12 protein-coding genes are annotated in these 15,401 nt (G+C 30.4%); all 12 read left to right on the forward strand.

Going from position 1 to position 15,401, the window contains the following annotated elements; translation table 11 throughout:
* Nucleotides 1-27 precede the first annotated feature (27 nt).
* The 12 genes from D1815_RS20990 (at nt 28) to D1815_RS21045 (ending at nt 15,222) form a co-directional block, all read left to right on the forward strand.
* The gene (locus D1815_RS20990) at nt 28-1,473 is read left to right on the forward strand and encodes a lipopolysaccharide biosynthesis protein (protein ID WP_118389196.1); all 1,446 of its coding nucleotides are present in this window, start codon (nt 28-30) and stop codon (nt 1,471-1,473) included.
* Nucleotides 1,470-2,546, forward strand: coding sequence for a glycosyltransferase family 4 protein (locus D1815_RS20995; protein ID WP_118389198.1), 1,077 nt, complete (start codon nt 1,470-1,472; stop codon nt 2,544-2,546). Before D1815_RS20990 ends, D1815_RS20995 begins: the two co-directional genes overlap by 4 nt.
* Nucleotides 2,543-3,952, forward strand: a complete 1,410-nt coding sequence (locus D1815_RS21000; RefSeq protein ID WP_118389200.1) for a glycosyltransferase family 39 protein — start codon at nt 2,543-2,545, stop codon at nt 3,950-3,952. The genes D1815_RS20995 and D1815_RS21000 overlap by 4 nt, the downstream gene beginning before the upstream one ends.
* Entirely contained in the window at nt 3,953-5,695 is a 1,743-nt protein-coding gene (locus D1815_RS21005) for a hypothetical protein (RefSeq protein WP_118389202.1), read from the forward strand.
* Nucleotides 5,688-6,710 carry a RimK family alpha-L-glutamate ligase gene (locus tag D1815_RS21010; RefSeq protein ID WP_118389204.1) on the forward strand — a complete coding sequence of 341 codons (1,023 nt, stop codon included), beginning with the start codon at nt 5,688-5,690 and terminating at the stop codon, nt 6,708-6,710. Before D1815_RS21005 ends, D1815_RS21010 begins: the two co-directional genes overlap by 8 nt.
* An 8-nt stretch (nt 6,711-6,718) precedes the next feature.
* A complete protein-coding gene (locus D1815_RS21015) occupies nt 6,719-7,639 on the forward strand; it encodes a glycosyltransferase (RefSeq protein WP_118389206.1) in 921 nt (306 codons plus the stop codon).
* Nucleotides 7,640-7,649: 10 nt separating this feature from the next.
* Nucleotides 7,650-8,636, forward strand: coding sequence for a peptidoglycan bridge formation glycyltransferase FemA/FemB family protein (locus D1815_RS21020; protein ID WP_027395888.1), 987 nt, complete (start codon nt 7,650-7,652; stop codon nt 8,634-8,636).
* The gene (locus D1815_RS21025) at nt 8,637-9,704 is read left to right on the forward strand and encodes a DUF354 domain-containing protein (RefSeq protein ID WP_118389208.1); all 1,068 of its coding nucleotides are present in this window, start codon (nt 8,637-8,639) and stop codon (nt 9,702-9,704) included.
* On the forward strand, nt 9,704-10,453 hold the full coding sequence (locus D1815_RS21030) for a hypothetical protein (protein WP_027395886.1): 750 nt from the start codon (nt 9,704-9,706) through the stop codon (nt 10,451-10,453). The genes D1815_RS21025 and D1815_RS21030 overlap by 1 nt, the downstream gene beginning before the upstream one ends.
* A 435-nt stretch (nt 10,454-10,888) precedes the next feature.
* Nucleotides 10,889-12,031 carry a sugar transferase gene (locus D1815_RS21035; protein ID WP_118389210.1) on the forward strand — a complete coding sequence of 381 codons (1,143 nt, stop codon included), beginning with the start codon at nt 10,889-10,891 and terminating at the stop codon, nt 12,029-12,031.
* Nucleotides 12,032-12,065: 34 nt separating this feature from the next.
* A complete protein-coding gene (locus D1815_RS21040) occupies nt 12,066-12,845 on the forward strand; it encodes a polysaccharide biosynthesis/export family protein (protein WP_147404120.1) in 780 nt (259 codons plus the stop codon).
* A 28-nt stretch (nt 12,846-12,873) separates the two neighbouring features.
* Nucleotides 12,874-15,222, forward strand: a complete 2,349-nt coding sequence (locus D1815_RS21045; protein WP_118389215.1) for a polysaccharide biosynthesis tyrosine autokinase — start codon at nt 12,874-12,876, stop codon at nt 15,220-15,222.
* Nucleotides 15,223-15,401 lie beyond the last annotated feature (179 nt).

Below are 15,401 nucleotides of genomic sequence, written 5' to 3' on the forward strand. Positions count from 1 at the left end.
GATTAAACATTTAAATTATTTGGATAAGTGACCAGCCTCAAGAAAAAAGCTGTTGGCGGAGTAATCTGGAGTGGCGTAGATAAATCATCAACGATGTTGATACAATTTGTTTTTGGAATTGTATTAGCCCGTTTATTATTGCCTGAAGATTATGGATTTATAGGAATGATCACTATTTTTATAACCGTATCTCAGGCTATTGTAGAAAGTGGTTTCAGTAGAGCTCTGATCCAAAAAAAAGAAGCAAATCAGATAGATTATTCTACAACCTTCTTTTTTAACTTTTTGATAAGTATCTGTATTTATGGAATACTTTATATAGTAGCTCCTTTTATTGCGGACTTTTATGAAGAGCCTTTGTTGATAGACCTTATTAAAGTAGTTGGCCTTAATGTAATTGTTTCATCTTTTGCGATCATTCAGAGAACTATTTTGATTAAAAAAATCAATTTTAAGGCACAAGCTATTGTGAATATTACTTCTGGCTTAATCGGTGCTTTTGTTGGGATTGGTTGTGCACTCTCAGGTTTAGGAGTATGGTCATTGGTGTTACAATATTTATCTAGAAATTTTGCTACTTCAGTCTTGTTTTGGATTTTTAATGATTGGAGACCTTCCTTTATATTTAGTATAAACGCTTTAAAAAAACTATTTAATTTTGGGTCAAAAATTTTAGCATCTACATTATTATATGCTGCTTTTCAAAATATATATTTAGTAGTAATTGGTAAAATATACAAATCTGAAGAATTAGGGTATTATACCCGAGCTACTCTTTTTAAGCAAATTCCCGCAACATTAGTAACAACGATCATGCAAAATGTTACATTTCCTATATTGGTAGATGTTATAGAAGATGATGAACGTGTTAGGAAAATTATGAAAAGAAGTGTTCGGTTAACTTCCTTTCTTCTTTTTCCTATGATAACTATTTTAATAGCTTTTGCAAATCCACTAGTACTAGTGTTATTAACAGAAAAATGGTTACCAACAGTTGTTTTACTTCAAATTTTGGCAATTGGAGTTATATTTTTTCCTATCAATGCGATCAACTCTAATTTTATTAATGCAAAAGGGCGTTCTGATTTATTCTTAAAATTAGAAATTATTAATAATATCCTCATTGTAATAACATTGGGTATCACCTATAGTTTTGGGATAGAAATAATCGCTGTGGGATATGTCATAGTATCATTTATAGGCTTTTTTACATATGCTTATTATAGTGGAAAATATATCGGTTATTCTGGTTTCAAACAAATAATTGACATGTTACAATATGCCTTTGTTAGTATATTTTTAACTGCAGGGAGCTATTTTTTGTGGAGTTTTATAGAGGATCAATTATTATATCTTGTATTAGGAATATGTACTGTAGGAATTGGATATATAGTCTGCGCGCATCTTTTGAAATTTGACGAATATGAAGAAATAAAATCTATTATCCGAAAGAAAATAGGAAAAGCATCTTGAGAGTTATACATATCATATCAACTTTAAATTTAGGTGGTGCTGAGAATTTTGTGGTTCAATTCGCTAACCAACAATCTGAGACTGATGAAATAATAGTCGTTGTACTGAGGCAATCAGATGCATATCATAATTATATTTCTAAAATTAACGCTAGAATAAAGTTGATTCAGCTTGATTGGAAAAAGAAGTATAGTGGTATTCAATTTATTGAATTAGATCGGGTTTTAAAAATAGAACGACCCGATATCATTCATGTGCATTTACACAATCCACTATATTATGTATACGGATTATCATTCATAAGAAAGAAGTATAAGTATGTGCATACCATGCATAATAGTTTTACTATTTGGAAACCAGTTATGAGGTTGTGCAATAGGTTACGATTTTTAAATAACAGTGTATTGCACATTTGTGTGTCAAGATCAATTTATGAAGAATTAAAACTGAATTTTCCTAAATTAAAAACTACATATGTAGAAAACGGAATACAAAGGTATCAACCACTAAGAAGTCAGCAGCAGGTTAAAGATTATTGGAATCAAAGTTTGAAATGTAAGGAAACGGATTTTAAATTTTTAATGATAGCTAATAATTCTCCATTTAAAAATGTTTCATTACTGATTGATGCCTGTAAGATTTTACAAATGAAGTATCCTCAAATAAAGTGTTTAGTGGTAGGCAACGTAAGCGAAGAGAAAAGAATATCTGAAAACATTTTTTTCTCTGGAGTACAGAATGATGCTGCTGATTTTATAACACAAGCAGATGCTTTATGTGTGGTTTCTACAGAAGAGGGAATGCCAATTGTTGCTTTAGAAGCCTTATCCTTGGGAGTTCCTGTAATTTCTACTCCTGCAGGAGGAATGAAGGACGTAGTTAATCATGGATATAATGGATTTATTACAAAGGATTTTACAATAGAATCATTTTGTAACAATGTTTTAACCTTTTTACGGTTATCAGAAGAAGAAAGAAAGTTGTTGAAATTAAATGCGAAAGATTCTTTTTCAAAGAAATATTCGATTAATCAAGCTCATCAATCTTACTTAAAAGCTTATAAAGCGCTATGATCTGGAATAAAACATACTCAAGTATTGCAATACTATTTTCAATAGTAGTATTGTTATTCCACATATTGTTGTTTTCGGAGTATACGATGCCATTGTTAATTCTATTAGGAGGATTAGGAACTATATTTCTGTTTTTTGTAGCCTTATATCAATATGCAAAGTATTGGGAATTTACAAAACAATTCAAAAAGAAACTATTTTTACATAGTGTCGTATATAGAACATTGGCGGTAATTGCGATGTATGTGCTTACGATGTCTTTTGATGCGGATAGTCTACCTTTTGAAATTGGTGCGATTGATTCTGTAAATTACCATATTTCGGGAGAATTGGTAGAGCAAGCACTTGAAAAGGGAATTAGCATTCAGAATGAACTATCAGGATTTTGGAAAGGAGCTTCGGATTATGGTTTTTCAGTTATTATTGGTTTTCTATATTATATTTTTGGTGCGTATCCTTTGGTCGTTAAAATCTTTAATATTCTTGTAGGGAGTTTGATAGCAATAAGGATTTATCAAATTACGCAGTATGTTTTTGATGAAAAACGAGCCAGATTATCTGGAATCTTAGTGATGCTAATGCCGCCTCTCTTGTGGTTTAGTAGTATGGTGCTAAAAGAAACCTTTTTGATGTTTATTATTGTCAATGTTGGATATTTGATAATAAAACTAGTACACAATGCTAAGTTTAAGTGGCTTATTTTAGCACTTATTGTCTTTCAGGTAGCAATTACGTTATATTTTAGAACGGTAATAGCTCCTTTATTGTTGATATGTATTTTACTACAGATTATATTTCTAAAAACTAGAAAAAAGAATTATCGTATATTATCTATATGTGTTTCTGTTTTAATGGTCTATGGCAGCTATATTGTTGTGGAACAATTAGGGATGAAGGAGAGTGTTGATACTATTATTGCCGCTAGCCAAAACCAATTTGATAACGAACTGTCATATGCGGCACAATCGAGAGGTATTAGTTATACCAAAGCGATTGTAGCACCTTTATTAATTGCCGGAGCAATTGTTACCCCATTTCCATCCTTATTAAATTTTGAAGAAGCTCAATTAGGAATCTATGCGCATTTTTTTAATGAGATCATACGAAACAGTTTGTACTTTTTTGTTTTTGTTGGACTTTTTAGGATTGTAAAACATAGAAATAAAGGGTCTGTTTTTATATCCAGCTTTTCTATAGGATATATTTTAATTCTAGCAATTTCTGGAATTTCATTTCAAGATAGATTTCAGGTATTAGCATTACCATTTTTAATCATTTTCATGGCAGATGGAATTTTTACAAATTATCTAAAAAAAATAATGCATTGGAAAATATACTTATGCTTCATTTTCCTAGCTATTTTAATGTGGAACTTATTTAAACTTTCTAACAGAGGACTCTTATAAATGATGGATCATTTTATCATATCAAAATCAAAAGATAAATTGCCTAAGGAGCATCAACTAAAATTAACTGATGCTTGGTATCTAAATATTGATGGAGAAAAGTATGAAGAATATCTTGAAGGAGATGTTAGAATACTAGTTTTTGGAGATTATATAGGGACTAAAGAGCAATTGTTTACAATAGATGTTAATCAAATTCCTAAATTGAAAGGTAATTTTTATGCTATTGTAATAGAAGAAAATCACCTGAAAATATATAGTAGTTTTCTAAATGTTCTACCTCTTTATCATACCTCTGATTTTGAATATATATCCTCTTCAATAGAATATATCCGTAAAAAATCAGATAAGAAATTCGAAATGGACAAAAAGTTCATTTTAGAGAGCTTGTTGTTTAATTATGGATTCTTTAATCGAACACTTTATAAAGGAATAGAGCTAGCACCTTGTCATTATTTTTTAGAATTAACTAAAGAAAAAAGTACGATTAAAAAACATTTCGATACGGTATCTCTTTTTACTCAAGAACCTTCTAAAGGATCAAAAACTGCGGATAAAATAAGTGCATTATTCATAGAAACTACTAAAGAGTATTTTCCGAAAGATACTTTTGATATTGCTTTCACTAGTGGTTTTGATGGTCGAACATTAGTAAGTTGTGCTACACATTTTGATAAAAAATTCAATACTTTTTCTTTTGGGAAATTAGAGAATGAGGATGTAGCAATACCAAAAGAGAATGCTAAGGCTATTGATATACCCTATCAATATTTTGATCTGGGGAGCAAAGAGTACATAGAAGAACATTACATAAAAAATGCAAATGAATATAATAGTTTATACCCTAGTGGTAATGGATTGATTTATTCACACTTTTTATACAGTACTAAAGAAATAACTAAAAAATCTAAATATCTTATTTCGGGAGTGGTAGGAAGTGAGTTATTTAGAGCATTGCATTTAACTGGAGCTGTAACTTCACAAGCTTTGGTTGATATTTTCACTAGTACTACTGCAGATGAAATTAGAGATCGAATATTAAAAGCAAAGCCTTTATTGATTATTAATAGAGAAGATTTTGCCGAAGAATTAGAGGAATTAATAGAAGAATTAATTAACTATAAAGAATCAATCCCGAAGGACCTTACACCAAACCAACAATTCTACACGTTTGTGTTTGAAGAGATTTTTAGGAAGTTTTTTGGGCAATGGATTTATATCCAGATGAGCTATATCAAGGTAAGAACTCCTTTTCTGGATTATACCTTCATAAAAGAACTTCTAAAAACACAATACGCAGGTGCGAATAACGATTTTTTTACAGAAAACCCTTTGAAAAGGATGAAGGGTCAGTACATATATGCGGACATTATTAAAAAAACCAATACTCAAATTTATCATCAAAAAACAGGAAAGGGATATCGTCCAAAAGATGTAAGAGAACCTTTTGGTTTATTCAATATTTTGTTCCCATTTATTAAAAAGCGATTAAAAAGAAAAGTTAAACAAACGAACCTGGATAACCTTGGAATTATTTCAGGAACCTTAGCGCAACAGAATAACTTTAAAAGTCTAATCCAAGAAACAGAATGGATAGATCAAAAATATGTACTCAATATTTTAGATAGACTCTCCCCTTATACAAATGAAAAAGAAAGAGATACTTTATTGATGACTATATCTCTTATAAGTGCGCTAAAACAAAAATCTAATCAATCAAATAAATATTTGCTTAATGAATAAAATTATAGCACTTACCGATTATAAAGAAAAATTTGGATCCAAGCACTTTGATACTCCTTACCGCAGTGGTATGGATAAAAATAAATTATCAAGTTATTTTAAAGCTTCAGGCTATGAGGTAATTTTTAAATGCTTTAATGAGGTATCTGTTCAGGATGAAGATCTCAAAAATATACCTGTAATCTATACTTCTTCAGAAGATATAGGATATCGCTATAAATCATATATAGAAGATGTGGTGTTTGCACTGGAACTTGTAGGGACCAAAGTTCTTCCGGAATATAAGCACCTTAGAGCTAATAATAACAAGGTGTTTATGGAGTTAATGCGCGAAGTCTGTGATATGCGGCCTCCATTAAAATCAAGAGTTTTTGGTTCCATGTCTGATCTTGAAAAATCGATAGAAGAACTTTCTTTTCCTTGTGTCTTTAAAGAATCAGAGGGGGCGTCTGGTAGGGGAGTAGCCCTCGTAAAAAGTAAGCAAGAATTAATTGCTAAGGTAAAAGCAAGTAGTCAAAAAAGGAACTACCTAGAAGATGCTAAGGATTATGGTAGGGCTTTAAAACATAAAGGGTATATCAAAGAATCTATTTATCGTGATAAGTTTATTGTGCAAGATTTTATTCCTAACCTTAAAAACGATTGGAAAGTATATGTTTTTGGAGATAGACTATATACTTTTAAACGACCAATATTAAAGGGAAGAGGTATTAAAGCAAGTGGTGGTGGATATGATAATTATTTATATGATTTAGATGCTGAGGCGCCAGAAGGAATGTTTGATGTGGCGCTCGATGTTTTTCGAAAATTAAATGTACCACATCTTTCTATAGATATAGCATATGATGGAAAACAATTTTATATCATAGAGTTTCAATCTCTGTACTTTGGAACGGCAGGTATACCTTACTCAAAAGGGTATTTTTCTAACAAAAAAGGGCGATGGGAATTTGTAAAGGAAAAATTAGAAATCGAAAAAGTATATGTCGATAGTATCATATCCTTTTTGAAGTAGTAAACAAAATGAATATACTTTTTGTAAGTAGCGGAAATTCTAAAAACGGTATTTCTTCATTGACTAAAAATCAAGGAGAATCTATTATGGAATTAGGTCATCAGGTAACTTTTTTTACCATTAAAGGAAAAGGAGCTATAGGGTATTTTAAAAACATTTTTACGTTAAATAAATTTCTAAAAAACACACATTTTGATGTGGTACACGCGCATTACTCATTAAGCGCTATTGTTGCATCCTTAGCTGGTGCAAAACCCTTGATTGTTTCATTGATGGGGAGTGACGTTAAGGCGTCGGCAATATTAAAATATGTAATCAAACTTTTTAGCTGGTTGTTTTGGAAACAAGTTATTGTAAAATCTCAGGACATGAAGGATGATTCAGGATTAAAGAAAGCCAATGTTATACCTAATGGAGTAAACTTTAAAAAGTTTAAGCAGATTCCTAGATCAGAGGCAATTATAGAAACAGGCTGGGATTATAATAAGAAACATATTTTATTTGCTGCGAACCCTGATAGACCTGAGAAAAATTTTGCATTGGCGAAGAAAGCTTTTTCCTTAATAGATAATGATGAGGTAATATTGCAAAAACTAGTGGATATTCCTAATAAGAAAATGCCATTTTATTTTAACGCATCTGATGTTATCTTATTAACCAGTCTTTGGGAGGGATCACCAAATGTGATTAAAGAAGCAATGGCTTGCAATTGTAAAATTGTAGCTGTTAATGTGGGGGATATAAAACAAGTTATTTCATCCACTAAAGGCTGTTTTGTAACAAAATTTGATCCAAAAGAAATTTCAGAAAAAATAAAAGAAGCCCTCAATTTAGAGGATAAAACCAAAGGAAGAGCAAATATTAATTATTTAGATTCGGAACTAATTGCACATCAATTGGTGAATGTTTATAAAAACTCTCAGCCTTAAGAAACTAAACATGATACAATCCAATATAGATAATATATCAGAAAAACAGTGGACAGAATTGTCTAAATGTAATACGGCCAATTTTTTTCAATCTAAAGTAGCACTTCATTTTTTTGAATCTGTAGGAACTGAAGTTTTTACTTTTGCTTTAGAAAAAGACAAGGAAATTGTAGTTTTTCTTTCAGGAATTATTCAGAAAGAAAAAGGTGTGAAAGCTGGTCTTACTAGTCGCGCGATTATTTATGGTGGTCCAATAATATCAGACAATGCAGAAGAGAAGAATATTTTGGAAGTATTAACATATGCTGTAAGTTATCTTAAAAAGAAAGCAATATATATAGAGATGAGAAATTTAAATGATTATGGAGATTATAAAGAAGTATTCAAAAAAGCAGGTTTTGAGTATGTACCACATCTTAATTTTCATTTAAACTGTGTGGATGAGGCTGTTATGCGTAAACGAATGAGCAGTAGTAAACTAAGACAAGTTAAAAAGAGTTTAAAAGAAGGAGCGGAGATAAAGGAAGCGCAAGATCAAAACGAAATAGAAGCATACTATGCGATTCTTGAGAATTTATATAAGACCAAAGTTAAAACTCCATTGCCTAATTTGGATTATTTTATTAGAATGTGGAAAGATAAGGTTGCTAAGTTTTTTTTGATAATATATAAAGAAGAAGTACTTGGTGGAATTGTATGCCCCGTTTTGGATAACAAAGTTATTTATGAATGGTTCGTTTGCGGTAAAGATGGAGTTTATAAAAATATATACCCTAGTATATTAGCTACTTGGGCAGCAATGGATTACGCTGTTAAAAATAAAATTCCTCGATTTGATTTTATGGGAGCAGGAAAACCTGATGAAGATTATGGTGTACGAGAATTTAAATCTAAATTTGGTGGAGAGCAGGTTGAACACGGTAGATTTCTCAATGTCACACAACCATTATTATATAAAGTAGGAAAAACAGCTGTCAAAATTTTAAAAAGTATTTAAATGCGTATACTTATCGATATAGGTCACCCAGGTCATGTGCATTTGTTTAAGAACTTGGCTAAAGAAATGCAGAAAAAAGGGCATACTTTCTTATTTACATGTAGACAAAAAGAGTTTGAAATAGAACTGATGAAAGCAGAAGGTTTTGAATTTGTCTCATTTGGTAAAAAATATAATTCTACAGTTGGAAAAATGTTTGGATTATTAAAGTTCGATTTCATGACAGTTGTACAAGGACTTAAATTTAAACCAGATTTGTTTATGAGTCACGGGTCACCTTATGCAGCTCATGCCGCAGCAATATTAAGAAAACCTCATGTATCTCTAGAAGATACAGGGAACATGGAACAGGTAAAATTGTATTTGCCGTTTACAAAAAGTGTCCTTACTTCTACAGCTTTTCATAAGAGTTTAGGAGACAAACAAATCGAATATGCAGGATATCACGAGTTGGCATATTTACATCCGAATTATTTTACTTCTGATGTTAAAGTTTATCACACTTTGGGTATACCAGAACAAACTCCTTACGTTGTTTTACGATTTGTGTCTTGGAATGCAAGCCATGATGTTAATCAATCGGGGTTGACTATGACAGAGAAAAGAGAGTTACTTCAACATTTAGATAAAAAATATAAAGTTTTTATTTCTTCAGAAGGTCAGTTACCCGATGAGTTTAAAGAATATCAAATAAAAATACCTCCAGAAAAAATGCATGATGTATTGGCTTTTGCGGAAATGTTCATTGGAGAAGGCGCTACGATGGCATCAGAAAGCGCAATTTTAGGTACTCCCGCAATATATATAAATAGTATTATGGCGGGTACAATTGATGAGCAGGTAGATTATGGATTACTTTTTAATTTTCAGAAAGGAGAAGGAGTTATGGAGAAAATTAAGGAATTAGAAAATACTTCTAATCTGCAAGAGGCTTTTGGAAAAAAGAGAGAACAACTTTTAAAAGATAAAATAGATGTTACTGCATTTTTAATATGGTTTGTGGAAAATTTTCCTCAGAGCCATCGGACTATGAAAAACGACCCAAAATATTACCATAATTTTAGCTAATGGATTTTACCGTAAAAAAGTATAAGGACTTATTACAGTCATTAATTAATCAAGACTATTCATTTCAGACATTCGAAGAATTCATAAACAGGCCTAATAAAAGAGCCATTGTATTGAGGCATGATGTTGATTTATTACCTCAAAATTCTTTAGAATTTGCAAAAATACAAGCCAATAAAGGAGTGAAAGGAACATATTATTTTAGAGCGGTTCCTCAAAGTTGGGATGAAGATATCATCAAGCAGATAGCGTCGTTAGGACATGAAATAGGATATCACTATGAATGCTTAACAACCTGTAATGGAGATTTGAAAAAAGGGATAGAAGATTTTAGTAAAAACTTAAAAGCGCTTCGTGAGTTGGCTCCGGTAACAACAATCTGTATGCATGGTAGTCCAATGTCTAAGTATGATTCTAAGGATCTTTGGAAAACTTACAATTATAAAGATTTTGAGATTATTGCAGAGCCTTATTTTGATGTAGATTTTGAACAAGTTTATTACATTACAGATACTGGTCGTCGTTGGGATGGTCATGCAGTTAGTGTTAGAGATAAGGTACAAACATCATTTAATAAAACTTTTCATACAACAACGGAAATTATTGAATCATCCGATTCTTTGGCTGATCAATTAATGTTTACATTCCATCCGCAACGATGGAGTGATAACAGAGTATTATGGACTAAAGAACTTATATTACAAAACATGAAAAACCTTGTGAAAAAGTATTTTTTTGTGAGTAAATAAAGAATAGAGCTACAAGGGTTTTGTAATTATTTAAGTCTTTTAAGAATCATAAATACGTTGTAGTAAAAATTGCATTTAAGCAGTTTTTATTTCATTTTATCGAAAAACCATTCAAATTTTTTGGATAAATTATTAAGTAAGTTAGAAACATTTTTAATTTGATTTTAGAAATTTAAATTGATAGTTCATTTAGTCATAGATAACTTGATTTTTGGTTTTATGTGTAAAAGTAACATGTTTAATGTATCTAAAAGTTTTGTCATTAGACTTATATAAGTTGCTTGAAATTAATATAATATTATTTAAATAAAACCGTTGATACGTAGTATAGGGTTTGACAATTAATTATTTACATAGTTCCTAAAATACTATTGTTTTGAATAATTGTTATTCTTTATATGGGTCATTCACACTTAACTAAAGGCTCACACAAAAATGATTACCAAATTTGCCCCATTTGTCGATTCACAAATCGAAAAGTTATTGAGTTCTGAAGATTTAGAGAATGTTTATGCCATCTCTGATCAAGATTGGGACGTGAGTATTAAAGAGTTAGTTGTTAAAGAAGCTGGAGAAGAAACCTTTGATTTTATTTCAGAGTATGCTACTTATAAACCCAATGACGTTCATATTATCTCTACACGAACAAGATTTAATATAGAGAAAATAACGAAAGATAGATATCGAACAATTGTTAATCTTAAGAGGGTTAATGATTTTAGAAGAATAAATAAATACTTTCAGTCTGTTAATTCTAAACTACCTAAGGGAGGAGTTTTTATAAATAAAGTAGAAACTCACGCTGTTCGGAAAAATAGGATTTTCAAAAAACTCCCAAAACCATTAAATTATTTGTATTATTTAGGTGACGTTATTCTTACACGAGTGATTCCTAAATTAAAATGGACCAAGGGATTGTATTTTCATATTACTAAAGGAAAGGGAAGAGTGCTAACAAAAGCAGAAACCTTTGGACGTTTATATTCTTGTGGATTCGAAATTTTAGAAGAAAGAACAATTAATAATGAACTTTATTTTGTAGCTAGAAAAATAAAGGAACCTATTTTTGATCACGATCCAACATATGGTCCTTTGATAAAATTAAATAGATTAGGCGAAAATGGGAAGACGATAAAGGTTTATAAATTTAGAACTATGTATCCGTTTTCTGAATATTTACAACAATATGTTTTTGAAAAAAACAATCTAAAGGAAGGTGGTAAAATCAAAAATGATTTTAGAATATCACATGAAGGAAAAATAATGAGGAAGTATTGGATTGATGAACTTCCGATGATTATTAATTTAATTAAAAATGAAATGAAACTAATCGGAGTAAGACCTTTAAGTAGTCATTACTTTAGCTTATATCCTAAAGAACTTCAGGAAAAAAGAACAAAAGTGAAACCAGGTTTACTTCCACCGTTTTATGCGGATATGCCAAAAACTTTAGACGAGATTGTTGCTTCAGAAACAAAGTATCTGGAAGCATATGAAAAAGCTCCGATAAAAACTGATATCGATTATCTAATTAAAATCATGAAAAATATACTTCTTCGTGGTAAAAGAAGTTGTTAACTTAATTAACCCTTATTCTGTTAAACATTTATACATGATTATTAAAAATTTGAAAAACTTTCCTTTTTTCGTATTGATTATATCTTTGTTAGTTTCTTGTGCTTCTCGTAAAGATATAGTTTATTTTAAGGATATAAGAAATGCTCAAGAGAAGGAAATTAAAATAGAATACAATACTACGTTTCAAGCAGATGATTTACTGGCTATCACAGTTTCTTCTTCTGATATGCAAGGACTAGAGCCTTTTAACTTACCCGCGGTTTCTTTCAATGCGATTCCAGGTAGTGCAGTTGGACAACAAAAACAGCTTACTTATTTATTAAGAAAAGATGGGACAATTGATTTCCCAGTTTTAGGGAAGGTACCATTGGCTGGATTATCATTAATAGAGGCAACAGAATTACTGAAAACAAAATTATCATCTTATATAAAGACTCCTATAGTCCATATAGAATTGGTTAATTTTAAAGTAACGGTTTTAGGAGAAGTAAATAACCCAGGCACCTATACAATTCCTAACGAACGTATTAGTATTATTGAGGCGTTAGGCTTGGCGGGGGATCTTACTATTACAGGAGTAAGAAATGATATTTTAGTAATTAGAGAACAAGAAGGAGTATATAAATACTATAGAGTAGATATTACTTCTGATCAAATTTTTAATTCCCCAGTTTTTTATTTAAAACAAAACGATGCAATATATGTGACACCTAATAACGCACAGATAAAGTCATCTTCTTACAATAAGAACACTCCAATTTGGATATCTGTAGCATCTGTACTAGTGTCTTTAGGAATATTATTAACACGTTAATTCTGTGGAGATTAAGCAAAATACAAACATGGATTACGAATATCAACAAGAATCAAGTAATCTTACCTTAAAAGATCATATAAGTAAATATCTAAGATTTTGGAAACTGTTTCTTGTATCAGGTATTTTGTTCATCATATTAGCGTTTCTGTATCTAAAATATACATCGGTTCAATATAAGGTAACAGCAACTATTTTGATCAAAGGAGAAAAAACAGGAATGTTATCTGAACTCTCCGCTTTTGAAGATTTAAATATTGTAGAGACAAATAATAAAGAGGTAGAAAATGAAATAGAGATTCTAAAATCTCGACCATTGTTTGAGAATGTAATAAGGAAACTTAATGCGCATCATCAATATTTTACCAAGACAAAGTTTTCGAAAAGATTAGTAGAATTATATGAGAATAAACCTTTTGAAGCCAAGTTTATAAAGGATTCATTGCTACAGGATATATCGGCCGATTTTACAATTACAATTAATTCGAAAAATTCATTTACAATTAAAGAAGAAGAAAAAGATTTTATTAAAGAAGGAGTTTTTGGCGAAGTAATATCAACAAGAATAGGTAATGTTATTCTCGTTCCAGATAATAATTTTATAGAACTTTTTTTAGACAATGAAATTTATCTTTCTGTACAACCAATAATGGATGTGGTAGAAGAGTATAAATCAAAAGTGAGTATCGGTTTGGTTAATAAAGATGCAAATGTGATCTCTTTGAGCATAAATACTACTACTAGAGCGAAGGCTAAAGATCTATTAAATGGATTGATAGAAGAATATAATCTTGATGCCATCAGGGACAAAAACTTGATTTATGAAAATACAGCAAGTTTTATTAAAGAACGACTTACTATTATCAATTCAGAATTATCGGATATAGAACAAGGAGTAGAAGTTTTTAAAACTTCTAATAGTCTAACGAATGTAACCTCTGAAGCAGAATTGTTTTTAGAAAATTCATCCGAAAATAAAAAAGAAGTTCTAGAAACCAGTACTCAAATTGGACTCGTTAACTTTATGAACGATTACTTAAAAAAGAATAGTGAAGGATTATTGCCAGCAAATCTTGGTTTTTCTGATGGTTCTATCTCAGGTACAATTACTCTATATAATGAAATTGCTCTTAGAAGGGATGAGGTACTTAATGGGACTACCCTAAAAAATCCTATTGTTGTTAGCCTAAATGAGAAACTTGAAAACCTCAAATTAAGTTTAAAACAGAGTCTAAATAATCAGAAGACTTCTTTAAAAATTAAATTAAGAAATTTAGAGCGACAAGATGCGGTGATGAATTCTAAAATCAATTCTTTACCTAGACAAGAAAGAGAGTTAAGAGATATCGTTAGACAACAAGAAATTAAGGAAACACTATATCTTTATTTATTACAGAAAAGAGAAGAAACTGCAATTTCACTTGCTGCTACCGTTGCTAATGCAAAAATAATAGAAAGAGCTTATAGCTCTAAATTCCCGGTTAAACCTAAAAAACGTATTGTTTTTCTAGTAACTATACTATTATCCTTTTTGCTGCCCTCAATAGTGATTTTTTTCTATGATCTTTTGGATGTAAAAGTTAAAGGGAAAAAAGAAGTTCAGAAACTTATTGATATACCGATAGTTGCTGAAATACCAGGTACAGATACTAAGGAACAATTTCTTATTTCTAGAGATAATCGCTCTATAGTGGCTGAGTCATTTAGAATTTTTGAGAGTAATCTAAAGTTTTTACTTTCTGAAAATGCAGATAAAGGTAAAACTATTTTGGTAACATCTTCTGCTACAGGAGAAGGTAAAACGTTTATTTCTACAAACCTTGCCATTGCTTTAGCTGACCCAGATAAGAAAGTGGCTTTGTTAGGATTAGATCTTAGATCACCTAAAATCTTAGAGTATCTTAATTTAGAAGATTCTGTGGGAGTGACTAACTATATAAGAGATGAAAAACTTGTTTTAGAGGATATCATTATTGGCTTAGACAATGTTCCAAATATGGATGTAATAAATTCTGGAATTATTCCTCCTAATCCAATTGAGTTGTTAAAAAGTAAACGTTTTCAAAAATTAATTATAGCATTAAAAACTCAGTATGATTATGTTGTTATTGATACACCGCCAGTGAGTTTAGTTGCCGATGCATTATTGTTCACGGATTATGTAGATCTATGCATTTATGTAGTAAGATCAGGTTTTACAGATAAGAGACTTTTATCTGTAGCAGATAGCCTTTATCAAAATAAACGTTTTTCTAGTATGACTGTTTTAATTAACGATGTCGAGACACATAGTAAAAATTATTATGGATATACATATGGTGGTGGTGTAATAGAGAAAAAACCGTGGTGGAAGAAGAGAATTATGAATAATAAATAAAGTAAAGAGTTTTTATAACTTTTAATCATGTAACCTTGATTGAAGTTGTGCTTTAAGTTTATCCGTTGATTATCAGTTGAATGAATTGAATGATTTTTGAGTAAAATACAATTTCATCCTACATTTTTAATAGTGCTTTGCTTTTTATAGATATAATATTGTGTTTTAACGTTTTTCGT

Source organism: Aquimarina sp. AD1 (assembly GCF_003443695.1).
GTDB classification, from domain to species: domain Bacteria; phylum Bacteroidota; class Bacteroidia; order Flavobacteriales; family Flavobacteriaceae; genus Aquimarina; species Aquimarina latercula.

Bases quoted from the DNA above. Each gene is read 5' to 3' on its own strand.
- D1815_RS21030 (WP_027395886.1), top strand. From the start codon at position 9,704: ATGGATTTTACCGTAAAAAAGTATAAGGACTTATTACAGTCATTAATT.
- D1815_RS21020 (WP_027395888.1), top strand. From the start codon at position 7,650: ATGATACAATCCAATATAGATAATATATCAGAAAAACAGTGGACAGAA.
- D1815_RS21045 (WP_118389215.1), top strand. From the start codon at position 12,874: ATGGATTACGAATATCAACAAGAATCAAGTAATCTTACCTTAAAAGAT.
- D1815_RS21000 (WP_118389200.1), top strand. From the start codon at position 2,543: ATGATCTGGAATAAAACATACTCAAGTATTGCAATACTATTTTCAATA.
- D1815_RS21015 (WP_118389206.1), top strand. From the start codon at position 6,719: ATGAATATACTTTTTGTAAGTAGCGGAAATTCTAAAAACGGTATTTCT.
- D1815_RS21005 (WP_118389202.1), top strand. From the start codon at position 3,953: ATGATGGATCATTTTATCATATCAAAATCAAAAGATAAATTGCCTAAG.
- D1815_RS21040 (WP_147404120.1), top strand. From the start codon at position 12,066: ATGATTATTAAAAATTTGAAAAACTTTCCTTTTTTCGTATTGATTATA.
- D1815_RS21025 (WP_118389208.1), top strand. From the start codon at position 8,637: ATGCGTATACTTATCGATATAGGTCACCCAGGTCATGTGCATTTGTTT.
- D1815_RS21010 (WP_118389204.1), top strand. From the start codon at position 5,688: ATGAATAAAATTATAGCACTTACCGATTATAAAGAAAAATTTGGATCC.
- D1815_RS21035 (WP_118389210.1), top strand. From the start codon at position 10,889: ATGATTACCAAATTTGCCCCATTTGTCGATTCACAAATCGAAAAGTTA.